Genomic DNA, 23,284 nt, shown 5'->3' with positions numbered 1-23,284 from the left:
CCCCCCCCCCCCCCCCCCCCCCCCCCCCCCCCCCCCCCCCCCCCCCCCCCCCCCCCCCCCCCCCCCCCCCCCCCCCCCCCCCCCCCCCCCCCCCCCCCCCCCCCCCCCCCCCCCCGGGCTCGACGGCGGTGGCGGTGCCGCCGGCCCGCCGGCCGTACGGGATCGCGACCGTCATCGGACGACACGCCGTCCCCGGGCATCCTCGCGCGGCGTGTCGTCCGATGACGGGCGCGATCCCGTACGCGGCGCCCGGGCTGACGTCCGGCCGCACCTGCGGCGCGGACGGGTCCCCCGGGCCGCGGACGCGGTTAGCCTGACCGGATGACGACGGTCCTGCGGGTGCGCGAGGCGGCCCGGCTCATGGGGGTCAGCGACGACACGGTGCGCCGGTGGATCGACGCCGGGCGGCTTCCGGCGACCACCGACGCGGCGGGGCGGCTCACCGTGGACGGCGCCGACCTGGCCCGCCTCGCCGAGGAGTCCGCCGCCGGCGGCGACGGCCCCCGCACGAGCGTGGCCCGCTCGTCGCGCAACAGCTTCACGGGCCTGGTCACCCGCGTGGTGAGGGACACCGTGATGGCCCAGGTGGAGGTGCAGGCCGGGCCGTTCCGGGTGGTCTCGCTGATGAGCCGCGAGGCCGCCGACGAGCTCGCGCTGGAACCGGGCGTGGTGGCCGTGGCCAGCGTCAAGGCCACCAACGTCGTCGTCGAGATCCCGGGGTCCTGACGTGCGCCGCGCGCTCACCGCCGCCGTGGCCTCGGCGCTCCTGCTCGCCGGGTGCGGCGCGGCGCCCGGCGCCGCGCGCGAGGACCAGGAGGACGGCGAGCTGCTCGTCCTGGCCGCCGCCTCCCTCACCGGCACGTTCGAGGAGCTGGGCCGCCGCTTCGAGGAGCAGAACCCCGGCACGGCGGTGACGTTCAGCTTCGGGGCCTCCTCCGCGCTGGCGACCCAGGTGCGCCAGGGCGTGCCCGCCGACGTGCTCGCCACCGCCTCGGAGCCGGCGATGGCGTCCGTGGCCGACGAGGGCCTGGTCGGCGAGCCGGTCGCGTTCGCGCGCAACGAGACCGCGATCGCGGTGCCGCCGGGGAACCCCGCCGGTGTCACCGGCGTCGCCGACCTGGCCCGTCCCGGGACGCGGGTGGCGCTGTGCCAGGTGCAGGTGCCGTGCGGGGCGGCGGCGCAGGAGGTGTTCCGCGCGGCCGGGGTGGACGTGCGGCCGGTCACCGAGGAGGCCGACGTCAAGGCCACCCTCGCCAAGGTCGTGCTCGGCGAGGTCGACGCCGCGCTCGTCTACGTCACCGACGTGCGCGCGGCCGGGGACGGCGTCGAGGCGGTCGAGGTGCCCGCCGACGTCAACGCCTCCACCACCTACCCGGTCGCGACGCTGGCGGGCAGCGCGCGCCCCGAGCTCGCGCAGCGGTTCGTCGACCTCGTGCTGTCCGACCAGGGCCGGGACGTGCTGCGCGACGCGGGTTTCAGCACCCCGTGAGCGTGCGCGCCGCCGTCCGCCGCCCCGCCCACGAGCGGGTCCCGTGGCCGCTGCGCGTCCCGGCGGCCGTGGCGACCGCGTTCCTGCTGCTGCCGCTGGCGGGGATGGTGGTGCTCGCGCCGTGGGCGGACCTGCCGCGCCTGCTGACCGCGACGCAGGCCGTGCAGGCGCTGCGCCTGTCGCTGGTGACGGCGACCGCGGCCACGGCGGTGGCCGTCGTGCTGGGGGTTCCCCTGGCGTTCGTGCTGGCGCGCTCGCGCTCGCGGGCCGTGCCCGCGCTGCGCGCGCTGGTGACGCTGCCGCTGGTCCTGCCGCCCGTCGTCGGCGGGGTGGCGCTGCTGCTCGCCTACGGCCGCAACGGGATCGTCGGCCGGTGGGGGTGGGAGTGGTTCGGTGTGCAGGTGCCGTTCACCACGGCCGCCGTCGTCGTGGCGCAGACGTTCGTCGCGATGCCGTTCCTCGTGGTGTCCGTGGAGGGGGCGCTGCGCTCGGCCGACGCGGGGCTGGAGGAGGCCGCCGCGACGCTCGGCGCGAGCCCGGCCACCACGTTCCGGCGCGTCACCCTGCCGCTGGTGGCGCCCGGCCTGGCCGCCGGGGCGGTGCTGTGCTGGGCGAGGGCGCTCGGGGAGTTCGGCGCCACCGTGACGTTCGCCGGGAACCTGCCCGGCGTCACCCAGGCCATGCCGTCCGCGGTCTACCGGGCGTTCGAGACCGACCCGCCGTCGGCGGTCGCGCTGAGCCTGGTGCTGCTGGCGGTCTCCGTCGCCGTCCTGCTGCTGCTGCGCGACCGGTGGCTGCGACCCGGGGGCAGCGCCGCGTGAGCGTCCCAGCGCCCGGTCTGGACGCCGACCTGGACGTGCGGCGCGGGGGGTTCTCGCTGCGCGCGCGCCTGCGGGCCGGACCGGGCGAGGTGCTGGCCGTCGTCGGCCCCAACGGCGCCGGCAAGTCGACCGCGCTGCGCGCCCTGGCCGGGCTGGTCCCGCTGCGGGACGGGCGGATCGAGGTCGGCGGCCGGGTGTGGGACGCGCCCGCCGACGGGGTGCTCACCGCGCCCGCCGAGCGCCGCGCCGGGGTCGTGTTCCAGGACCACCGGCTGTTCCCGCACCTGGACGTCCTGGACAACGTGGCGTTCTCGCGGCGCTCCCGCGGCCACCGCCGGTCCGCGGCCCGCCGGCACGCCGACGAGGTGCTGGAGCGGTTGGGGATCGCCGCCCTGCGCGGGCGGCGGCCGCGGGAGCTGTCGGGCGGGCAGGCGCAGCGCGTGGCCCTGGCGCGGGCCCTGGCCGCCGACCCGGCCCTGCTGCTGCTGGACGAGCCGCTGGCCGCGCTCGACGCCGGTTCGCGCCGGCAGGTGCGCGGAGAGCTGCAGCGGTGGCTGCACGCCTTCGACGGCCCCTCGGTCCTCGTCACGCACGACCCGCTGGAGGCCGTGGTGCTCGCCGACCGCGTCGTCGTGCTCGAGCACGGCCGGGTGGTGCAGGACGGCACCCCCGAGCAGGTGGCGGCCCGGCCGGCCACGGAGTACGTCGCGGACCTCGTGGGGGTCGAGCTGCTCGCCGGGCGCGTGGCGGGCGCCGGGCGCGTGGCCCTGGACGGCGGGCTCGTGCTGCCGTGCCGCACCGACGGCCTGGCCGCCGGCGACCGGGCGCTCGTCGCGGTGCGCCCGGCCGACCTCGACGTGCACCCCCTCGGCGCCGGGGGCGACCCCCTGGAGGCCGTGGCGGCGTCCCGCACCGCGTGGCCGGGGACGGTGACCGCGGTGGAACCGCGCACCGAGACGGTGCGCGTCGGCGTCGACGGGCCGCCGCGCACCGCGGTGGACCTGGCGCCGGCGCGCGCCGCCGCGCTGGGTCTCGTCCCCGGCCGGCGCGTGCTCGTGTCCGCCGACGCGGCGCGTCTGCGCGCTTACGCTCCGGACGCGGGACGCTGAGCCGTCCGGACCGCCGACGCGGTCCGAACGGGTGACGACGGTGACGTCCCGCCCACACCGGTGTCCGTCCGTGGTCACCTGGTGGCGCAACGATCAACTACTCACAGTGATGAGGTGCTACGGCATGGGTGTGGTCTGGACGGGCAAGGGACGAGCCACCGCGGTGGTCGCCGGCATCGCCGTGGCGGTCACCCCGGCGCTCGCGGCCCCGGCGCAGGCGGGGACCACCGCGGCGTCGGTGCGCTCCTACGACGCCACCACCGACGCGGGGTCCCTCCGCACGATCGCCGCCGCGGTCGGCGCCACCGACGTCCACGCGCAGCGCGACGCGGCCGGCCGCGCCCTCACCGGCGAGGGGGTCACCGTCGCCGTCCTCGACTCCGGCGTCGCCCCCGCGCCCGGCCTCGACGCCCCCGGCAAGCTGGTCCAGGGCCCCGACCTGTCCCTGGAGGCCGACCTGCCGGTCGACCTGGGACCGGACACCTTCGGCCACGGCACCCACCTGGCCGGCATCGTCGCCGCCGACGCCACCGGCTCGGACGACCCCGACGCCGCCGAGGGCATCGCCCCCGGCGCGCAGGTCCTCGGCCTCAAGCTCGGCGACAGCGCCGGCAGCACCGACGTCAGCCAGGTCGTCGCCGCCCTCGACTGGGTCGTGCAGCACCGCGCCGACGGCGACCTCGACGTCCGCGTCGTCAACCTGTCCTACGGCACCGACTCCCTGCAGCCGTACGAGGTGGACCCGCTGGCCGCCGCCGCCGAGAACGCCTGGCGCCACGGCATCGTCGTCGTCGCCTCCGCCGGCAACGGCGGCACCGAGCCCGGCCGGCTCACCAACCCGGCCATCGACCCCTACGTCATCGCCGTCGGCGCCACCGACGCCGGCGGGGACGTCGACGGCTGGGACGAGCCCGCCGTCGCCTCCTTCTCCCAGCGCGGCACCGCCGAGCGCCACGTCGACCTCGTCGCCCCCGGCCGCTCCGTGACCTCCCTGCGCGTGCCCGGCTCCACCGTCGACCGCGAGCACCCCGAGGGCCTCGTGGACGGCGACGAGACCGGCGCCCTCTTCCGCGGCAGCGGCACCTCGCAGGCCGCCGCCGTCGTCAGCGGGGCCGCCGCCCTGCTCCTGCAGGCCGACCCGACCCTGACCCCCGACGAGGTCAAGGCCGCGCTCGTGTCCACCGCCGACCCGCTGCCCGGCACCGACCGCGTCGACCAGGGCGCCGGCCAGCTCGACGTCGCCGCCGCCCTCGACGCGCTGCCCGCCGTCAAGGCCGCCGACGTGGCGCAGCGCTTCCCCGAGGCCACCGGCACCGGCAGCCTCGACGCCGCCCGCGGCACCTCCCGACTCGTCGACCCGCTGAACGGCGACGTCCTCGCCGGCGAGGTCGACGTCCACGGCAGCCCCTTCGACGCCGCCGCCTGGGCCACCGCCTCCCGCGCCGGCACCGCCTGGGACGGCGGTACGTGGAACGGCGCGCAGTGGACGGGGAACGGCTGGGCCGCCGCCCCGGAGCGGGCCGACTGGTCCACTTCGCGCTGGTCCACGTCGCGCTGGTCCACGTCGCGCTGGTCCACCTCCCGCTGGTCGACCTCCCGCTGGTCGACCTCCCGCTGGTCCACCTCCCGCTGGTCCACCTCCCGCTGGTCGACCTCCCGCTGGTCCGTGGACGACTGGGCGACCTCCCGCTGGTCGACCTCCCGCTGGTCGACCTCCCGCTGGTCGACCTCCCGCTGGTCCACCTCCCGCTGGTCCACCTCCCGCTGGTCCACCTCCCGCTGGTCCACCTCCCGCTGGTCCACCTCCCGCTGGTCCGTGGACGACTGGGCGACGTCGCGCTGGTCCACCTCCCGCTGGTCCACCTCGCGCTGGTCCACCTCGCGCTGGTCCACCTCCCGCTGGAGCTGAGCCTCCGAGCGCCCCGGGCGACGCCCGGGGCGCTCGTGCGTTGACCCAGTCCGGTGAAAGGTCCTCCGCCTCTACCCTCGTGCCTTCAGCGCGTCCGTGAGCTGGTCGAGATCACGGTCGAGAGGGGGCTGAGGTGGAGGACGGACGACGGCGGCGCTGGTTGTCGTCACCGCGTGACGCGGCGACGACGGCTCTGACGTTGGCGATCGCTGCCGCAGCCCTGCTCCTGCTGCCGCACCTGCCCGCCGAGCCCGTCTTGACCCGGCACTCGCACACCGGCTACATCGCCGTGCTGGTCGCGCTGTTCGCCGCCTTCTTCATCACGGAGCTCGGTCAGGCGCTGGTCGAGTTCCGGGACCAGGCGTTCTCCTTCTCGCTCTCCAGCATCCCTCTGGTGCTCGGTGTCCTCGCCTGCGCACCCGAGCACCTCGTCGCCCTGCGCGTGGCAGCAGCTGTGTGCGCCTTCGCCGTGCAACGGCCGGCCGCCGCGAAGTTCGCCTTCAACACCTCGTCCTACTTCCTCGACGTGGTGCTGCTGCTCGTCCTCGTCGGCTGGCTCGTCGAGCCCTCCGACTCGCTGACGTGGCGCACCGCGGTGGGGTGCTACGTCGCGATGGCCATCGGAGACCTCGTCACCAGCTGTCTCGTCGCCCTCGTCATCCGCATCAACAGCGGCCCGATGACGTGGCGCGACCTCGCCGGGTTGCTGGTCCCGGCGGCCGTCTTCGTCCTCATCAGCACCGTGATCGCCTGCACGGCCGTCGTCCTGTGGGCCGACGGCCCGCTCGGCGTCGCCCTCCTGGCGGCGCTGACGGCGACGACGGCCGCCGCCTACCGCGGCTACCTGGTGCTGCGCCGGCGCCACCAGTCCCTGCAGACGGTGCAGGAGTTCATCGACGCCGCGTCGGTGGCGGCCGCCGCGCGCGACGGCGACCTCGTGGCCCACCTGCTGGAGCACGCGCGCACGGTGCTGCGCGCGCGCCGCGTCGAGCTGGTCGTGGGCCCGGCCGGCGGGGCCAGCCACCACGTCGCGCAGGAGGACGGGGAGGAGTCCGAGCCGGCGCCGGTGGACCTGCTGGACGAGCTGCTCGCCGACGGCGGCGCGCGCCTGCTCGACGGGTCCGGCCCGCCGGCCGCCGCGCGGCTGCTGTCCGCCGCGGGCGCCGGCGACGCCCTCCTGGCGCCCGTGCCGGCCGGTGGCGTGCCGGCGCGCCTGCTCGTCGCGGACCGCGTGGGGGACACCACCTCCTTCGACGGGGACGACCTGCGGCTGCTGCAGGCGTTCGCCGGTCACCTGGGGGTGCGGCTGCAGAACGACCGCCTCGTGGACCGGCTGCAGCACGACGCCACCCACGACGAGCTGACGGGCCTGGGCAACCGCGCCCTGCTGCAGCAGCGGCTGGCCGAGGCCCTGCCGCGCGGGCCCGTCGCCGTCCTGCTGCTGGACCTGGACCGCTTCAAGGAGGTCAACGACACCCTCGGCCACCCCGCCGGCGACGAGCTGCTGCAGGTGGTGGCGCGGCGGCTGCGGTCGGTCGCCCCGCCCGGCAGCGCCGTGGTGCGCCTGGGCGGCGACGAGTTCGCGGTCCTGGTCACCGGCGGGGACGTGCGCGAGGCCGCCGAGCAGCTGGCGGTGGCCGTCGCGGAGGCCGTGCGCCCGCCGGTGGCGCTCGCGGACGCGACGGTGAGCACGGCGGTCAGCACCGGCATCGCGGTCAGCGCGCCGGGCGAGCGGCCCGCGGACGTCCTGCGCCACGCGGACACCGCGATGTACGCGGCGAAGACGGCCGGCGGCGGCTACCGGGTGTGGGAGCCGGACCTGGACAGCGGCCGCGCCGAGCGGCTGTCCCTGCTGGCCGACCTGCACACCGCCGTGGAGCGCGGCGACGAGGCGCTGGGCCTGCACTACCAGCCGAAGGTCGACCTGCGCACCGGCGCCGTCACGGGTGTCGAGGCGCTCGTGCGCTGGACGCACCCGCGGCTGGGGCCGCTGTCCCCCGCGGCGTTCATCCCCCTCGTGGAGTCCACCGGCCTCGTGCACCCCTTCACCCGGCACGTCCTCGCGGTGGCGCTGCGCCAGTGCCGGGAGTGGCTGGACGCCGGGCTGGACCTGTCGGTCGCGGTGAACCTGTCGGCCCGGAACCTGGGCGACGCCGACCTGCCGCGCCGCGTGGGGGAAGCGCTCGCCCGCGCCGGCGTGCCCGCCGACCGGCTCGTGCTGGAGATCACCGAGAGCGCCGTCATGGGCGACCCCCGCCAGAGCGTGCAGGTGCTGCGCCGCCTCGCCGACAGCGGCGTCACGCTGTCCCTGGACGACTTCGGCACCGGGCACAGCAGCCTGTCGTACCTGCAGCGGCTGCCGGTGCACGAGGTGAAGGTGGACCGCTCGTTCGTGGCGGGTCTGACCGCCGAGGACCCCGCCGAGCGCCGCGTCGCCCACGCCCTCGTCGGCGGCATCACGGGCCTGTCGCGGGCCCTGGAGCTGCGAGTGGTCGCCGAGGGCGTGGAGGACCGCGCGACCCTGGAGGTCCTGCGCGCGCTCGGCTGCGACGTCGTGCAGGGCTGGCACACCGGCCGGCCCGTGCCGGGCGGGGAGATCGGGCGGCAGGCCGTCGCGGGCTGAGCGACCGTCTCAGGCGGTGCGCGGCGGGCCGGGCACGCGGGCGTCCAGCCACGCGACGACGTCGGCGAGGACCCGGTCGCGCTCGGGCTCGTGGTGCGGCTCGTGGAACAGGCCCGGGTAGCGCAGCAGGGTGACGTCGCGGGAGGCGGCGCTGCGGCGCACCACCTCGGACGCGGCGGGCGGGACGAGCCGGTCGGCGTCGCCGTGCAGCAGGAGCAGCGGCAGCGTCGTCGTGGCCAGGCGCGCGGGCAGCGCCTCGACGGCGCGGACGGTCTCCGCGGCCGTGCGGGCCCGCACCCTGCCCAGCACCGTCAGCGGGTCCGCGCGGTAGGCGCGCACGACCTCCGGGTCGCGGCTGACGGCGTCCACGTCCAGCTCGCGCACGCCCGCGCCGGGGGCCACCCGCGCCAGCAGGCGCACCAGGCGCCGCTGCAGCGGCGGCACGTCGTCCAGCGACAGCGCCGGCGCGGACAGCACCCCGGCGACGACGGCCGGGTGCGGGGCGCCCGACAGGTGGGTGGCCGCGACGAGCCCGCCCAGGCTGTGCCCGTAGACGACGACCGGGGCGCCCGGGTGCGCGGCCACCGCGTGGGCGACGAGCGCCTCCACGCCGGCCACGGCCGCCGCCAGCGGGCCCAGGTCCCCGCGCCGCCCCGGCGAGCGCCCGTGCCCGGGGTGGTCGACGGCGTGCACGGCGTACCCGGCGCGGTTCAGGGCGGCGGCCACGCCGGCGTAGCGGCCGCCGTGCTCGTGCAGGCCGTGGACGACGACCACGGTCCCGCGCGGGTCCGGCACCGGCCACGAGCGGCGGAACTGCCCGGTGGAGGTCCAGCCCGTCTCCTCCCCCGGCCCCTCCCCCGTCTGCTCAGCCACCCAGGACCTCCCGCACGCGGGCGGCGAGCGCCGTGCCGAGGGCCTCGTTGTCCGCCGGTGCCAGGTGGATGCCGTCGACGCCCGTCGTGGCCGTCGCGGTGCCCGCGTCGAAGAACTCCGCCCCGTGGTGCGCGGCGGCCGCGGCGTACAGCGGCGGCAGCGCCAGCGTCTTCTCGCGCGCGCCGTCGAACAGGGCCCGGAACCACGGGCTGGTGACCTCCCCCAGCGGCGGCGGCGCCACCAGCAGGGCCCGCGGGGCCGGGTAGGCGGTGCCGATCCCGCCCGCGGACGCGGTGACCTGACCCAGCAGGGTCGCGGCGCCCACGGCGATGTCGAACGGGGAGCGGCCGAACGTCGCCTTGGTGTCGTTGGTGCCCAGCATCACGACGACCAGGTCCAGCGGCAGGTGGCTGGCCAGGGCCGCGGGCAGGTACGCCGAGCCGTTCAGCCGGGCGTCCATGGGGTCGTCCGCGGTGGTGGTGCGGCCGTTCAGGCCCTCCTCCACGACGACGTACCCGTCCCCCAGGGCCTGCGCCATCACCCCGGTCCAGCGCTGCTCGCGCGGGTACCGCTCGCTGGGCACACCGCGCTCGACGGGCCGCCACCCCCAGGTGAGGGAGTCGCCGAAGCACAGGACGGTCTTGCGGGGCTGCTCGGGCACGTCGTCGTCCTCTCGCGCGGCGGCCCGGGCGGCCGCTCCCGCCGGACTCTGCACCGGCGCGGGCTCCGCGTCGAGCGGAGGCCGCGGCCTCGGGGCGCACGGGCGGGCGACCGCCGCGGCGCGCGCCGTAGCATCGCGGGGCCGCACCGTCGACCCCGGAGGACACCACGTGATCGAGCTGCTCACCCCCGCCGAGGTGCGCCGGGCGCAGGCCAGCGGGCGCTTCGTCGCCGGCGTGCTGCGCGACGTGCGCGAGCGCGCGCGGGTCGGGACGAACCTGCTGGAGATCGACGGGTGGGTGCGGCAGGCGATCGCCGACGCGGGCGCGGTGTCCTGCTACGTGGACTACGCGCCGTCCTTCGGCCGCGGGCCGTTCGGCCACCACATCTGCACCTCGGTCAACGACGCCGTGCTGCACGGCAAGCCGTTCGACTACGCGCTGGCCGACGGGGACCTGCTGACGCTGGACTTCGCCGCCTCCCTGGACGGCGTCGTCACCGACTCGGCCGTCAGCTTCACCGTCGGCGAGCGCGCCGACGCCGAGGACGTGCGGATGATCGAGACGACGCGGCGGGCGCTGGAGGCCGGGATCGCCGCCGCGGTGCCGGGCGCCCGCACCGGGGACCTCTCGCACGCGATCGGCGAGGTGCTGACGGGGGCGGGCTACTCGGTCAACACGCAGTTCGGCGGGCACGGCGTCGGCTCGACGATGCACCAGGACCCGCACGTGGCCAACGCCGGGCGCCCCGGGCGCGGGTACCGGCTGCAGCCGGGCCTGCTGCTGGCGATCGAGCCGTGGATCATGGCCGACACCGACGAGCTGGTCACCGACGCCGACGGGTGGACGCTGCGCAGCGCCACGGGCGCGCGGACCGCGCACAGCGAGCACACCGTGGCGATCACCGAGGACGGCCCGCTCGTCCTGACCGCCTGAACCCCCGGCAGGTGTCGCGGCCGGGCGTCAGCGGCGGGCCGGCTGCGCGCGCATCCCGGTGAACTCCACGACGGCGTCCTCGGAGTACATCCCCACGGCACCGCTCAGGTAGGGGTCCTCCGCGTCGGTGTACGTCACCACGTGGCGGCCGTCGACCCACACGTCGACGGTCGCGGCGAGCTGGCGCACCCGGACGCGGTGCGGAACGCCCTCCTCGGCGGGGGCGCCGCCGGTGGCCAGGAACCGCTGGCCGCCCTCGAACCGGGGGTCGAGCTTGCCGAGCTCCCAGCCGTTGGGCTTGAGGGTGAAGTAGTAGGCGCGGTCGTGGTCGCTGTAGGCCCACAGCACCCACCCGACCTCCCACGGGTTCGGCGCACCGACCCGCGTCTGCTCCAGCGTGTGCATGGTGACGGTCCAGTCGACGTCGTCGTAGTGGGCCATCGACACCACGAGCCCCGCGTGGGTCTCCTGCGGCCGCGCCGCCGGGCGGGGCGAGAGCCGCAGCGCGCCGTCGTCGAACGTGGTGCTGCCCTCGCCGTTGAAGACCGCGAGCCAGTCCCCGTGCTCGGAACCGTCCACCCACACCTCCGGGTCGGCGCCCCAGCCGGGCGGCCCGGTGCGCCAGACCACCGCGGCCGCCGCGAGGGCGAGCGCGAGCACCGCGCACAGCAGCAGGGGGGTGCGCCGGCGCGCCGCGCGCCGCGGCGGGGCGGCCCGCACGACGTGCAGCGGGCCGGTGTCCGCGTCCTCCCGGGGGTCCTCCCGGGGGGCGCGGCCGCGGTCGAGGCGGTCGGGTGCTCGGCTGGGCGGCACCGCGGCATCGTGGCACGGGCGCGCTCCCGCGGGAACCGGTTCGACGTTCCCGGCCGCTCGCCGCCGGGCGCGCGCGAACCCCGGCGCCGCCGGGCCGGGCGTGCCATGCTCGCGGGCACGACGGCGCCGCAGGGGGCACCGCCCGCACCGGGTCCGAGCACCGGGAGGTCGCGTGCAGCGCTCCTCGCGGGCGGTCGTGGCCGCCCTCGTCCTCGTCCTGGCGTGCTCGTGCGCCCCGCGCCCGCGACCGCTGGACCCGCGACCGTCGGGGCCGGACGCGGTGGCCGCCCCGGCCGGGCGCGTGGAGTTCTCCGTGCACGACGCGGACGGGCGCCTGCTCGACCTCGCCGCCGTCCGCGACCTGCAGTCGGCCGGGACCGGCGAGGACGGGGAGGACGACCTGCTCCTGGACGGCGACGACCTGACCGTGGTGTCGGCGTGGCCGGTGGAACCCGGCCGCACGTCGTTCGCCGTCGAGCGGCCCGCGGGCGACGTGACGCTGGCGACGGCGTGGCCGTCCGCCTCCGGGTACGTGGCGCTCCTGCTGGACCTGCCGGCCCCCGGCAGCTACGAGTTCACGACGCTCATCGCCCAGCAGGCCCTGGACGACCTCGACGGCCAGCTCTCCCGCCGCCCGGGCCCGGTCCCCACCGCGGTGGAGCGCGAGCACCAGCGCGCCCGCGAGCTGCGGGCGGCGGCGCTGGCCGCTCCCGACGCCGCCCGCGAGGGGGCGCTGTCCGCGCGGGCGTTCGACGCGGCCGTCGCCGCCCAGGTGCAGCTGCTGGGCGGGCCGGCGGCGGTGCCCGCGCCCGGGCGGCAGGTGGCCGTCACGTTCGAGGACCCCTCCCGGCACGACGCCCTGGCCGGGGTGCGCGACCTCGCCGGCGACGGCGCGCGCGAGCCGTGGGTGCGCCTCGTCTTCGACGCCGCCCGCCCGGCGTCCTCGTACCGCGCCGACGTGGCCGCGGCGCGCGCCGCGGGCGTCCACGTGCTGGGGCAGTTCCTGGACTCCACGCAGTCGGACGCGGTGGACGCGGCGGGCTGGCGCCGGCGCGTGGCCGAGTACGTGGCCGCGCTGCCGGGCGTGCAGGCGTGGGAGGTCGGCAACGAGGTCAACGGCGGGTGGGTGGTCCCGGACGCCGCCGAGCGCGCCGTCTGGGCGGCGCGGTACGTGAAGGAGAACTCCACCGCCCGCACGGTCCTCACGCTGTACTGGCAGCTGGGCGAGGACGACCCGGCGGACTCGCTGTTCCAGTGGGCCGCGGACCACCTGCCGGCCGCGGACCTGGCCGACGTGGACGACCTGGCCCTGTCGGTCTACCCGGAGGAGCACCCGCTGGGCCCCGCCGTGGACCGGGTGCTGCGGACCCTGCACCGCGCCTACCCCGACCAGCGGCTGCTGGTCGGCGAGCTGGGCTACGGCGGGCCGGACCTGGAACCCCGCTGGTGGTGGGGTTCGCGCGACGCGGCGGCGGGGAAGGTGGAGACGGCGCGCTGGTACTCGGCCGTCGCCGCCTCGCACCCGCTGACCGGTGGCGGGACGTACTGGTGGTACTACCTCGACGACGCCCTGCCGCCCTCGCCGGTCTGGGCCGCGCTCGCCGGCCGGGTCCCGGGAGCCGTCGCGCGGCGCGCCCGTCCCCGCCTCGGGAACCTCTGAGGTCCGGTCCCCGGGGCGGGGGCGCGGGTCACACCGCCGAGGGCGCCACGAACGTGTAGCCCAGGCCCTTGAACCCGGTGATCGTCTCGCGCAGGTACGCCGTGCCGAGGTACGGGTGGTAGAAGAAGCTCGCGACGTTGTCCCGCACCACGAGGTTGGCGCGCGCGGTGGCCACCAGGTCGGCGGGGAACCGGGCCGGGTGGTTGTTGAACGCCTCGGGCTCGACGTTGCCGCAGGACTCGGGCAGGACCTTCGTCCCGTACAGGTCGCGCACGGCGTAGGGGAAGTACTGCCCGTTCAGGCGCTTGTGGTCGACGGCGCCGCCGAACAGCCCGCCGAAGTACAGGCCGCGCTCGTAGCGGGTGCCGAAGCGCGAGGCGACGGCCCGGTAGTCGGTGGCGCTGCCGGCGTAGTGCGGGAACTCGAAGATGGTCGGGTTCCCGAGCCCGGCCTGCGTGAACTGCTGCAGCGCCGAGGTGATCCGCCCGGTCGCCCACGCCGTGGAGTCCCCCGGCACCGGACCGTCGTAGATCACGCTGTCGTTCGCGTCGACGTGCGCGGCGAAGAACTCGAAGTCGTTGGCGCTCACGCCGTCGTACGGGTTGTTCAGCGTCCCGAACTGGTGCGTGTACCCGTGGACGAGCAGCGTGCCGCCCTTGGACTGCATGTACTTCAGGGCGCTGACGACCTGCGGCCGGGACGTGAGCGGGTAGTCCTGCGCGACACCGCCGCTGTAGGTGCCGCGGGGGTCGACGTAGCGGGTGTAGAGGGCGACGCTGAAGGGGACCCGCTGGGAGGACAGGTAGTCCGCCACGGCGCGCAGCTCCGCCGGGTCGGCGTCGGGACCGACGTCCTCGATGCGCACCAGCGCCCGCCGGCGCGTCGGGGTCGAGGGTGCCAGCGCGTCGAACAGCAGGTCGCAGAACGCCAGGTACCGGTCGCCGTGGTCGACGTAGGAGAAGGGCACCTCGCCCAGGTAGGTGAGGTTCCCGGAGCGCGTGGCCCACGGGATCGTGGAGCCGTCGGCGCGCGTCGCCGTCGCCAGGACCGTCGCCTTCGCGGGGTCGCTGACGCTCACCCCCATGATGCCGCCCTGGTTCTGCGGGTCGCGGCGCAGCTGCTGCCCCTTGTAGGTCACCGCGGCCACGGACGCGACGTCGTACTGCGTCCACGTCCAGCCGGTGCGGGTGGCGAACGCCGGGTCGGCGGCGGTCAGCTGCCAGATGTTGCCGTACATCCACACCACCGGCTTGGTGGTGGCCAGGACGTCGGCGAGGAACGCGGCCGGCAGCGGCTCGTCGTAGGTGGACCCGACGTAGACGACGGCCGTGTAGCCCGACAGCGTCCCGGCCGTGTAGGAGACGACGGGCATCGCCGTCCACGAGCCGAACCGGGAGGCGAGGTTCGCCGTCTGCTGCGCGTACAGCTCCCCCAGCCAGCCCCAGGCCCCCGTGCTGTCGTAGAGGACGAGGGTCCTGGCGGCGGTGCTGAGCCCGGTGCCGCTCACGGGTGCCGGGGCCGCGAGCAGCGTGGCCGTCCCGGCCGAGAGGGTCACGGCCGCCGGGGCGGCGCCGCGGGGTTCGGGGCGCAGGCGCGGCGGCCGCGGCGGGGAGACCAGCTGCCGCTGGCGCTCCACGCCGCGCAGGCGCGCGCGGCGGCCGGGGCGGCGGCCGGGGGGTGCGGCGGCGGCGGTGCCGCCGCTCCCGGCCGCGCCGGCCAGCGCGGCGGCCAGCGCGACGCTGCGCAGCGCGGTGCGCCGGGAGAGGCCGGCCGTGGCGCGGCGGTCGGTCGGGGAACTGTCGTCGGGGTGCACGGGACCTCCTGCGGTCGGTGCGGAGAGGGGTTTCACGACCGGTACCGGTGACGCTCTGCGATCACCTTCGACCACGGAGCGTGATGCTCGACGAGCAGCGGGGACGCGTCTCACCGGTTTCCCGCGGCGAGGGCACAGGGATAGCACGACCGGGCGGTGCCCTACCAGGAGTTCCGAGGTCCTTCCCAGAAGATCGACGTTGCGTGACGAGATGGAACTGCCTGTCGCGGAACCACCGGAGAACCACCCCGACGGGTGATCGACACGGGAAAGCGCGTACCCGCGGTGCACCGGGGTGCGCCGCGACCGGAGCGTCGCGGGAGTTCGCACGAGCAGGCGGACACGTTCGGTAGACGACTGATGACGGACGACGCAGGGTCACGAAGAAGTTCCCCGAAACCCCTCCCCGAGCACGCGCCGTTGCGCCACAGTGCCCCCGTCGAAACCACGGCACCCGTACTGAGCGCGGGAGGACACCGGTGTCCACGAACGCTGAGACCTGGTCGCTCGCCGCGACCGGGACGACCCACCACGCCGACGTCGTGGCCGACCACCTGCTGCCGGCCGTGGGCGTCGCCTTCGCCCTCTACCTCGCGCTGGCCGGTGCGCTGGCCCTCCTGACCGTGGGGGTGAAGACCGCCCGGCGCCGCGCGGAGCGCGTCCGCTCCCGGGCCGCCGGCCCGTTCCCCGTCGCCGTCGACGGGGCCGGCGCGGGAGCAGGGGCGGTCGCACCGCGTCCGCGGTTCCACGGGCGCCACGAGGTGCCCTCCCGCCACCCCGTCCTCGACCCCGTGCTCCTGGGCCTGCGCACCGTCGCGCGCGGCGCCGCCGCACCAGGTCCGCGCAGCTCGCGCAGCCCGCGCAGCCCGCTGGGACCGCCGGGCAGCGCGCACCGGGCCGGCCGCTCGCTGGACCTGCGCACCGAGGCGCTGCCCGCGCTGCCCGCGCGGCCGCGCCCCCGTCCGGCCGCGCACCCGGCGGTGCACCCGGCGGTGCACCCGGGCGACCACCGCGGCTGAGCCGCGCCCGCCCGCCCGCCGCAGCACCCGCCCGCCACCGACCGCGCCCCGCCGGCACCCCACCGACAGGACTCACCGTCAGGACCCACCCGAACCCGGAGGTCGTCATGAGCCGGAACGTCCCTCCCAGCGCACCGTCCCGGCGGTTCCGCACCGCCGTCGTCCTCGGCACCCGCCCGGAGGCGGTGAAGCTGGCGCCCGTCGTCCGCGCCATGCGCGGCTCACCGGACCTGGAACCGGTGGTCGTCACCACCGGCCAGCACCGCGAGCTGGTCGCCGGCGTCCTGCCGCAGCTCGGCGTCGAGGCCGACGTCGCGCTGGACGTGATGCGCCCGCGCCAGCCGCTGAGCTCGCTGACCGCGCGCCTGTGCGAGGGGCTCGGCGACGTCCTGCGCGACGGCGCCTTCGACGCGGTCGTCGTCCAGGGCGACACCACGACCGCGCTGTGCGGGGCGCTGTGCGGTTTCTACGCCGACGTCCCCGTCGCGCACGTGGAGGCGGGCCTGCGCTCCGGCTCGCGCGGCGACCCCTTCCCCGAGGAGGTCAACCGCCGCGTCATCACCCACCTCAGCACCTGGCACTTCGCGCCGACCCTGCCCGCCGGGGTGAACCTGCTGCGCGAGGGGGTGCGCGAGCAGGACGTCGAGGTCACCGGCAACACCGTCGTGGACAACCTGCTGTGGGTCGTGCGGCACGGCCTGGGCACCTCCGCGTTCACCCCCCGCCCGGCGGGGGCGTCCGGGCCCCGGCGCGTCCTGCTGACCCTGCACCGGCGGGAGAACCAGGGGGAGGTCATGACGGGCCTGGCGCGCGCGGTGGTGCGGCTGGTCGAGCTGCGCGACGTGGAGGTCGTCCTGCCCGTCCACCCCAGCCCGGCCGTGCGCGAGTCGCTGCTGCCGGTGCTGTCCGGGCACCCGGGCGTGGTGGTCACCGAGCCGCTGGACTACCTGGACTTCACCGCCACCCTCGCGCAGGCCGACCTCGTCCTCACCGACTCCGGCGGCGTGCAGGAGGAGGCCCCGTCCCTGGACGTGCCCGTGCTCGTGCTGCGGCGCACCACCGAGCGGGCCGAGGGGGTGCGCGCCGGTACCGCCGCGCTCGTCGGCACCGACCCGGAGGTGGTGCTGCAGCGCGCCCTGGACCTGCTGGACGACCCGGGGGCGCACGCGCGGATGGCCGCCGCGGACAACCCGTTCGGCGACGGGCTGGCCTCCGAGCGCGTCGTGCGGCGGCTGGCCGCGGACCTGGCGCGCCGGCACGCCGCCCCCGTGCCGGTCCCGCTGCGCACCGCCTCGACCCTCCCGGCCGCCCCGCCGACCGTCGTGGCCGGCCCGGCCCTCGTGGGCGGGTTCCAGGCCGCCCGGTGAGCCCCCTGCTGCCCATCACGCTGACGATCGTCCTGTTCCTGGGGCACAGCGGCGTGATGTTCGCCCTCTCGCGCACCACCCGCGCCCGCACGGCCGAGGCGCCGCGCGAGCTGGTGTTCGTGGTCCTCGTGCCCTGCCTGGACGAGGGCGTGGTGATCGACCGCAGCCTCGCGCGGTTGCGGGCGTCCGCGCCCGGCAACGTCCTCGTCCTCGTCGTCGACGACGGGTCCACCGACGCCACCGCCGACCTCGTGCTCGCGCACGCCCGCGAGGACGCCCGCGTGCACCTGCTGCGCCGGCGGCCGCCGCACGCGCGGCAGGGCAAGGGCGAGGCGCTCAACGCCGCCTACCGCCACGTCTGCGACTCCGACATCGTCGCCGGCCGCGACCCGCACGACGTCGTCGTGGTCGTCCTCGACGCCGACGGCCGGCCCGCGCCGGGGATGTTCGAGGAGGCCGCGCGCAGCTTCGCCGACCCCCGCTGCGGCGGGGCGCAGGTCGGGGTGCGCATGTACAACGTCGAGGAGTCCCTGCTGGCGCGCATGCAGGACCTGGAGTTCGTGGCGTTCACCGAGGTCTACCAGCGGGCCCGCACCCGGGTGGGCAGCGTCGGACTGGGCGGCAACGGGCAGTTCACCCGCCTGAGCGCGCTGCAGGACCTCGGCCGGGCGCCGTGGACGCCGTGCCTGACCGAGGACCTGGACCTCGGCCTGCGCCTGCTGGCGCTCGGCTGGCGCAACGACTTCTGCCCCGGCACGTACGTGGCCCAGCAGGCGGTGCTGTCCCCGCGCCGCCTGGTGCGCCAGCGCTCGCGGTGGTTCCAGGGCCACCTGCAGTGCCTGCGGCGGGTGCCGCTGGTCGTCCGCTCGCCCCTGGGGGTGCGCACGAGCCTGGACCTGCTGCACCACCTGACGGCGCCGTTCGTCATCCTGCTCACGAGCGTCCTGCCGCCGCTGCTGCTCGGCTGGGTGGTGCTGTCGCTGCTGGACACCGGGCACCCGCTCGTGGCGTTCCTGGCCACCGAGCCGCTGGTGCTGCTCGGCTTCTACGCCATCACCTTCGCCCTGGCGCCCGTGCTGGGCTACGTGTACTGGACCCGCACCCCCGTGCCGCTGCGCACGGCGATGGCCTACGCCCACCTGTACGTCCTGTACGCGTGGCTGTGGTACGTCGCCGGCTGGTGGGCGGTGCTGCGGGTGGCGCGCGGTCAGCGCACGTGGGCCAAGACGGCGCGCACCCGCAGCGCGGAGACCCTCGTGGTGGACGAGCAGCCGGCCGCGTGAGGACCCCGCCGGGGTCCCCGCGCGGCCGGCGGGCTCAGCTCAGAACTCCCAGTCCTCGTCCTCGGTGGCCACGGCCTTGCCGATGACGTAGCTGGAGCCGGAGCCGGAGAAGAAGTCGTGGTTCTCGTCGGCGTTGGGCGACAGCGCCGACAGGATCGCCGCGTCCACCCTGGTGGCGTCGGCGGGGAACATGCCCTCGTAGCCGAGGTTCATCAGCGCCTTGTTGGCGTTGTAGTGCAGGAACGTCTTGACGTCCTCGGTGAGGCCGACGTTGTCGTACAGGTCGGCCGTGTACTTGCACTCGTTGTCGTACAGCTCGAAGAGCAGGTCGAAGGTGTAGTCCTTCATCTCCTGCCGCTTGGCCTCGTCGACGCGCTCCAGCCCGCGCTGGTACTTGTAGCCGATGTAGTACCCGTGCACGGCCTCGTCGCGGATGATCAGCCGGATCAGGTCGGCGGTGTTCGTCAGCTGCGCGCGCGAGGAGAAGTGCATCGGCAGGAAGAAGCCGGAGTAGAACAGGAAGCTCTCCAGCAGGGTGGAGGCCACCTTGCGCTTGAGCGGGTCGTCGCCGTGGTAGTACTCCAGCACGATCGACGCCTTGCGCTGCAGCGCCTCGTTCTCCTCCGACCAGGTGAAGGCCTCGTCGATCTCCTGCGTGGAGGCCAGCGTGGAGAAGATCGAGGAGTAGCTGCGCGCGTGCACCGACTCCATGAACGCGATGTTCGTGTAGACGGCCTCCTCGTGCGGCGTGATCGCGTCGGGGATGAGCGAGACGGCGCCGACGGTGCCCTGGATGGTGTCCAGCAGGGTCAGGCCGGTGAAGACTCGCATCGTCAGGGTGCGCTCGGTGGGGGTCAGGCGCGCCCACGACTGCACGTCGTTGGACAGCGGCACCTTCTCCGGCAGCCAGAAGTTGGAGGTCAGCCGGTTCCAGACCTCCAGGTCCTTCTCGTCCGGGACCCGGTTCCAGTTGATCGCGTTCACGCGGTCGATGAGCTTGAGCTTGTCCACGGTTCCTTCTCCGTCGTCGTGTCGACCGCCCGGACGGGCTGCTGGTGGGGCCGGCTGGTGCCGGTGGTGCGCACCGCACCGCCGGGTTCTCGCGGGTGCCGGCGGTGCGGTGCGTCTAGGGGTGGCGGGCGGGGCCCGTCGTCACAGCATGCAGCTGACGCAGCCCTGGACCTCGGTGCCCTCGAGCGCCATCTGCCGGATGCGGATGTAGTAGATCGTCTTGATGCCCTTGCGCCAGGCGTAGATCTGCGCGCGGTTGATGTCGCGCGTGGTCGCGGTGTCCTTGAAGAACAGCGTCAGGGACAGGCCCTGGTCGACGTGCTCCGTGGCCGCCGCGTACGTGTCGATGATCTTCTCGGGGCCGATCTCGTACGCGTCCTCGTAGTACTCCAGGTTCTCGTTCGTCATGAACGGCGCCGGGTAGTACACGCGGCCGAGCTTGCCCTCCTTGCGGATCTCGATCTTCGACGCGATCGGGTGGATCGACGACGTCGAGTTGTTGATGTAGCTGATCGAGCCGGTGGGCGGGACGGCCTGCAGGTTCTGGTTGAACAGCCCGTGCTCGGCGACGGCGGCCTTCAGCTCGCGCCAGTCCTGCTGGGTCGGCAGGTCGATCCCGGCGCGGGCGAACAGCTCGGCGGCCCGCTCGGTGGCCGGCGCCCAGGAGCGCTCGGTGTACTTGTCGAAGAAGGAGCCGTCGGCGTAGGCGGAGCGCTCGAAGCCCTCGAAGACCTGCCCGCGCTCGGTGGCGATGAGGTTGGAGGCGCGCAGCGCGTGGAACAGCACCGCGGCGAAGTAGGCGCCGGTGAAGTCCACGGCCTCGGGGCTGCCGTAGCGCACGTGCTCGCGCGCCAGGTAGCCGTGCAGGTTCATCTGCCCCAGGCCGATGGCGTGCGAGCGGGCGTTGCCGTTGGCGATCGAGGGCACGGAGCGGATGTCGCTGGCGACCGAGACGGCCGTCAGGGCGCGCACGGCGGTCTCGACGCTGCGGCCCAGGTCCCCGCCGTCCATCGTCAGCGCGATGTTGAGCGAGCCGAGGTTGCAGGAGATGTCCTTGCCGACGACCTCGTAGCCGAGGTCCTCGCCCAGCCTGCTCGGCGTGTTGACCTGCAGGATCTCCGAGCACAGGTTCGACATGTTGATGCGGCCCTCGACCGGGTTGGCCCGGTTCACCGTGTCCTCGAACACGATGTACGGGTAGCCCGACTCGAACTGCAGCTCGGCCAGCGTCTGGAAGAACTCGCGCGCGTCGATCGTCGTCTTGCGGATGCGGTCGTCGGCGACCATCTCGCGGTACTTCTCCGTCACCGACAGGTCGCCGAACGGGACGCCGTAGACGCGCTCGACGTCGTAGGGCGAGAACAGGTGCATCGGCTCGTTGTTCTTGGCGAGCTCGAAGGTGATGTCCGGCACCACGACGCCCAGGCTCAGGGTCTTGATGCGGATCTTCTCGTCGGCGTTCTCGCGCTTGGTGTCCAGGAAGCGCAGGATGTCCGGGTGGTGCGCCGACAGGTACACCGCGCCGGCGCCCTGGCGGGCCCCGAGCTGGTTGGCGTAGGAGAAGGAGTCCTCCAGCAGCTTCATCACGGGGATGACGCCGGAGGACTGGTTCTGGATGCGCTTGATGGGCGCGCCGTACTCGCGGATGTTGCTCAGCAGCAGCGCGACGCCGCCACCGCGCTTGGACAGCTGCAGCGCGGAGTTGATGCTGCGGCCGATGGACTCCATGTCGTCCTCGATGCGCAGCAGGAAGCAGGAGACGAGCTCCCCGCGCGAGGCCTTGCCGGCGTTGAGGAAGGTCGGCGTGGCGGGCTGGAAGCGCCCGGCCATGACCTCGTCGACGATGGCCGTGGCCAGCGCCTCGTCGCCGTCGGCGAGGGTGAGGGCCGTCATGACGGCGCGGTCCTCGAAGTTCTCCAGGTACTGCGTGCCGTCGAAGGTCTTCAGCGCGTAGCTCGTGTAGAACTTGAAGGCGCCCAGGAAGGTCTGGAAGCGGAAGCGCGCCGCGTGCGCGCGGTCGGTGACGTCGCGGACGAACTCGTAGCGGTAGCGGTCCAGGACCTCGCGCTCGTAGTAGCCCTCGGCGACCATGTGGTCCAGGCGGGCGCGCAGGTCCTCGAAGCGCACCGTGCGCGGGTTCACGTGCTGCAGGAAGTACTGGCGCGCGGCCTCGCGGTCGGCCTCGAACTGGATGCGCCCCTCGGCGTCCCAGAGGTTCAGCAGCGCGTTGAGCGTGTGGTAGCCCGGCGCGGGGGCGGCCTGGGCGGGGACGGCGCCCGGCGTGGAGGGGGCGTCGGAGGTGAGGGTCACAGCGTGTCCAATCCGTCGCGCACCCGACGCACGTCGTCCGGGGTGCCGAAGAGCTCGAAGCGGTGGAGGAGGGGCACGCGGCACTTGGCGGCGACGATGTCGCCGGCCACGGCGTAGTGCTCCCCGAAGTTGGTGTTGCCCGCCCCGACCACGCCCCGGATGAGGGCGCGGTTGGCGGGGTCGTTGAGGAAGCGGATGACCTGCTTGGGGACCGCTCCCGCACCTCCCCCGCCGCCGTAGGTGGGCAGGACCAGGACGTAGGGGGCGGTGACCGCCAGCGGCTCGTCGCCGGCGCGCAGCGGGAGGCGGCGCGCGGGGACGTCGAGCTTGCCGACGAACCGGTGGGTGTTGCCGGAGACGCTCGAGAAGTAGACGATCTCCGGCCCGGTCACGCCGGGACGGCCGTGAGGCGGTCGGCCAGGCCGTCGATGCGGTCGGGGCGGAAGCCCGACCAGTGGTCCTCGCCGGCCACGACGACCGGCGCCTGCACGTACCCGAGGGACGTGACCAGCTCGTGGGCGCGCTCGTCGGCGGTGACGTCGACGACCTCGTAGGGGAGCCCCTTGGAGTCCAGCGCACGGTAGGTCATGCGGCACTGCACGCAGGACGGGGTGCTGTAGACGGTGATGCTCATGGGGTGGTCCTTCCCTCGGGGCCCTCGCGGTGACGCTGTCGCGACCCGTCCTGCTGGGTGTGCTTCGACACTACCCCTGGGGGCCGACATGTCCACTCACCACAAGATGGTGTGTCACACCGATGTCATTCGCACCTCCTGGGGACGAGGCTGTGGACGGTTCGCGACGTCCGCGTTCCCGCAGGTCAGGGGCCCGTCGGGTGACCCCCGGGAGGCGCTCCACTACCAAGAGTCACGGTTGGGACACGACGAGGAGACGGCGTGTCGCGCGTCGCTCGGCGTGTCGCGGCCCCGCGCGACCCGTCGGCGGGCACCCGGCGGACCGGGGCTGTGGACGGCGCTGTGGGCGGTGGTGTGCGCGGCCGGTGGACGGCCTGTGGACCGTGCCGTCCTGTGGACGGCCCTGTGGACGAGGAGGGGCTCAGCCCCGCAGGAGGTGGTCCATCCGGTGCGCCAGGAGCTCGCGCAGCACGATCGAGGTGGACGTGCGCCGGATGCCGCGGCACGCCGTGATGCGCTGGGTGACCTCGTAGACGTGGTCGGCGTCGCGGGCGGCGACCTGGATGAGCAGGTCGTCGTCGCCGGAGATGCCCAGGCACTCCACGACCTCGGGGATGAGCGCCACGTCGGCGATCATCTGCGCGAACTCCGCCTGGTCCACCTCGGCCGTGACGACCGCCCGCATCGGCAGCCCGACCCGCTCGGGCGGTACCCGCACCGAGTGCGGCCGCAGGACGCCCTCGCGGGCCAGCCGCTCCAGCCGCGCGTGGACCGTGCCCCGGGCCAGGCCCAGGTCGAGCGAGAGCCGCTGCACCGTGGCGCGCGGGTCGCGGTCCAGCGCCAGCAGGATGCGCCGGTCGGTGCCGTCGAGACCCGTCACGACGACCACCCTAGGGGCCCGGGCCGGCCGTGACTGGTCGATCTGACCAGTCGCGGTGACGGCTGTTGCGCACCG

The 23,284-nt window shown here is 75.4% G+C and carries 20 protein-coding genes; 11 read left to right on the top strand and 9 right to left on the bottom strand.

What is annotated here, in order from left to right:
• The first annotated feature begins 321 nt into the window (after positions 1–321).
• The 6 genes from AB8M62_RS12215 to AB8M62_RS12190 all read left to right on the top strand — a co-directional run bounded on the left by AB8M62_RS12215 (position 322) and on the right by AB8M62_RS12190 (position 7,951).
• Positions 322–726, top strand: a complete 405-nt coding sequence (locus tag AB8M62_RS12215; RefSeq protein WP_369054494.1) for a TOBE domain-containing protein — start codon at positions 322–324, stop codon at positions 724–726.
• Position 727: 1 nt separating this feature from the next.
• A complete protein-coding gene (gene modA, locus AB8M62_RS12210) occupies positions 728–1,489 on the top strand; it encodes a molybdate ABC transporter substrate-binding protein (RefSeq protein WP_369069727.1) in 762 nt (253 codons plus the stop codon).
• Positions 1,486–2,310, top strand: a complete 825-nt coding sequence (locus AB8M62_RS12205; protein ID WP_373694925.1) for an ABC transporter permease — start codon at positions 1,486–1,488, stop codon at positions 2,308–2,310. Before modA ends, AB8M62_RS12205 begins: the two co-directional genes overlap by 4 nt.
• A complete protein-coding gene (locus tag AB8M62_RS12200; protein ID WP_369054491.1) occupies positions 2,307–3,419 on the top strand; it encodes an ABC transporter ATP-binding protein in 1,113 nt (370 codons plus the stop codon). The genes AB8M62_RS12205 and AB8M62_RS12200 overlap by 4 nt, the downstream gene beginning before the upstream one ends.
• A gap of 124 nt (positions 3,420–3,543) precedes the next feature.
• Positions 3,544–5,328: a S8 family serine peptidase gene (locus AB8M62_RS12195; protein WP_369069725.1), complete on the top strand. Its 1,785-nt coding sequence runs from the start codon at positions 3,544–3,546 to the stop codon at positions 5,326–5,328.
• Between the two features lie 199 nt (positions 5,329–5,527).
• Positions 5,528–7,951 carry a putative bifunctional diguanylate cyclase/phosphodiesterase gene (locus tag AB8M62_RS12190; RefSeq protein ID WP_369054489.1) on the top strand — a complete coding sequence of 808 codons (2,424 nt, stop codon included), beginning with the start codon at positions 5,528–5,530 and terminating at the stop codon, positions 7,949–7,951.
• Positions 7,952–7,960: 9 nt separating this feature from the next.
• On the opposite strand, the gene AB8M62_RS12185 is transcribed toward AB8M62_RS12190, so the two are convergent.
• Entirely contained in the window at positions 7,961–8,824 is an 864-nt protein-coding gene (locus AB8M62_RS12185; protein WP_369069724.1) for an alpha/beta hydrolase, read from the bottom strand.
• On the bottom strand, positions 8,817–9,485 hold the full coding sequence (locus AB8M62_RS12180; RefSeq protein WP_369069723.1) for an SGNH/GDSL hydrolase family protein: 669 nt from the start codon (positions 9,483–9,485) through the stop codon (positions 8,817–8,819). Before AB8M62_RS12180 ends, AB8M62_RS12185 begins: the two co-directional genes overlap by 8 nt.
• A 169-nt stretch (positions 9,486–9,654) precedes the next feature.
• On the opposite strand from AB8M62_RS12180, the gene map reads away from it, so the two are divergent.
• Positions 9,655–10,419: a type I methionyl aminopeptidase gene (map, locus tag AB8M62_RS12175; RefSeq protein ID WP_369054485.1), complete on the top strand. Its 765-nt coding sequence runs from the start codon at positions 9,655–9,657 to the stop codon at positions 10,417–10,419.
• A 27-nt stretch (positions 10,420–10,446) separates the two neighbouring features.
• On the opposite strand, the gene AB8M62_RS12170 is transcribed toward map, so the two are convergent.
• Positions 10,447–11,232 carry a calcium-binding protein gene (locus tag AB8M62_RS12170; protein ID WP_369069722.1) on the bottom strand — a complete coding sequence of 262 codons (786 nt, stop codon included), beginning with the start codon at positions 11,230–11,232 and terminating at the stop codon, positions 10,447–10,449.
• Between the two features lie 172 nt (positions 11,233–11,404).
• On the opposite strand from AB8M62_RS12170, the gene AB8M62_RS12165 reads away from it, so the two are divergent.
• Positions 11,405–12,892: a hypothetical protein gene (locus AB8M62_RS12165; RefSeq protein WP_369069721.1), complete on the top strand. Its 1,488-nt coding sequence runs from the start codon at positions 11,405–11,407 to the stop codon at positions 12,890–12,892.
• Positions 12,893–12,920: 28 nt separating this feature from the next.
• On the opposite strand, the gene AB8M62_RS12160 is transcribed toward AB8M62_RS12165, so the two are convergent.
• Positions 12,921–14,705, bottom strand: a complete 1,785-nt coding sequence (locus AB8M62_RS12160; protein ID WP_369069720.1) for a DUF2334 domain-containing protein — start codon at positions 14,703–14,705, stop codon at positions 12,921–12,923.
• A 479-nt stretch (positions 14,706–15,184) separates the two neighbouring features.
• Here AB8M62_RS12160 and AB8M62_RS12155 point away from each other — a divergent pair, with 479 nt between their 5' ends.
• The 3 genes from AB8M62_RS12155 to AB8M62_RS12145 all read left to right on the top strand — a co-directional run bounded on the left by AB8M62_RS12155 (position 15,185) and on the right by AB8M62_RS12145 (position 18,374).
• On the top strand, positions 15,185–15,724 hold the full coding sequence (locus AB8M62_RS12155) for a hypothetical protein (protein ID WP_369069719.1): 540 nt from the start codon (positions 15,185–15,187) through the stop codon (positions 15,722–15,724).
• A 107-nt stretch (positions 15,725–15,831) separates the two neighbouring features.
• Positions 15,832–17,091 (top strand): non-hydrolyzing UDP-N-acetylglucosamine 2-epimerase, encoded by a 1,260-nt coding sequence (gene wecB / locus AB8M62_RS12150; RefSeq protein ID WP_369054479.1) that lies wholly within the window; start codon positions 15,832–15,834, stop codon positions 17,089–17,091.
• Positions 17,088–18,374 (top strand): glycosyltransferase family 2 protein, encoded by a 1,287-nt coding sequence (locus AB8M62_RS12145; RefSeq protein WP_369069718.1) that lies wholly within the window; start codon positions 17,088–17,090, stop codon positions 18,372–18,374. The genes wecB and AB8M62_RS12145 overlap by 4 nt, the downstream gene beginning before the upstream one ends.
• 39 nt (positions 18,375–18,413) lie before the next feature.
• On the opposite strand, the gene nrdF is transcribed toward AB8M62_RS12145, so the two are convergent.
• The 5 genes from nrdF to AB8M62_RS12120 form a co-directional block, all read right to left on the bottom strand.
• Entirely contained in the window at positions 18,414–19,385 is a 972-nt protein-coding gene (gene nrdF, locus AB8M62_RS12140; protein ID WP_369054476.1) for a class 1b ribonucleoside-diphosphate reductase subunit beta, read from the bottom strand.
• Positions 19,386–19,526: 141 nt separating this feature from the next.
• Positions 19,527–21,695, bottom strand: a complete 2,169-nt coding sequence (gene nrdE, locus AB8M62_RS12135; RefSeq protein ID WP_369054475.1) for a class 1b ribonucleoside-diphosphate reductase subunit alpha — start codon at positions 21,693–21,695, stop codon at positions 19,527–19,529.
• The gene (nrdI, locus tag AB8M62_RS12130; RefSeq protein ID WP_369054474.1) at positions 21,692–22,087 is read right to left on the bottom strand and encodes a class Ib ribonucleoside-diphosphate reductase assembly flavoprotein NrdI; all 396 of its coding nucleotides are present in this window, start codon (positions 22,085–22,087) and stop codon (positions 21,692–21,694) included. The genes nrdE and nrdI overlap by 4 nt, the downstream gene beginning before the upstream one ends.
• Positions 22,084–22,329, bottom strand: coding sequence for a glutaredoxin-like protein NrdH (nrdH, locus tag AB8M62_RS12125; protein WP_369054473.1), 246 nt, complete (start codon positions 22,327–22,329; stop codon positions 22,084–22,086). The genes nrdI and nrdH overlap by 4 nt, the downstream gene beginning before the upstream one ends.
• Positions 22,330–22,750: 421 nt before the next feature.
• Positions 22,751–23,209 (bottom strand): Lrp/AsnC family transcriptional regulator, encoded by a 459-nt coding sequence (locus AB8M62_RS12120; RefSeq protein WP_369054471.1) that lies wholly within the window; start codon positions 23,207–23,209, stop codon positions 22,751–22,753.
• Positions 23,210–23,284: the final 75 nt, after the last annotated feature.

Origin of the sequence: Kineococcus terrestris (assembly GCF_041020755.1) — a bacterium.
Taxonomy (GTDB): domain Bacteria; phylum Actinomycetota; class Actinomycetes; order Actinomycetales; family Kineococcaceae; genus Kineococcus; species Kineococcus terrestris.
This window is presented reverse-complemented; position numbering and strand designations above follow the sequence as displayed.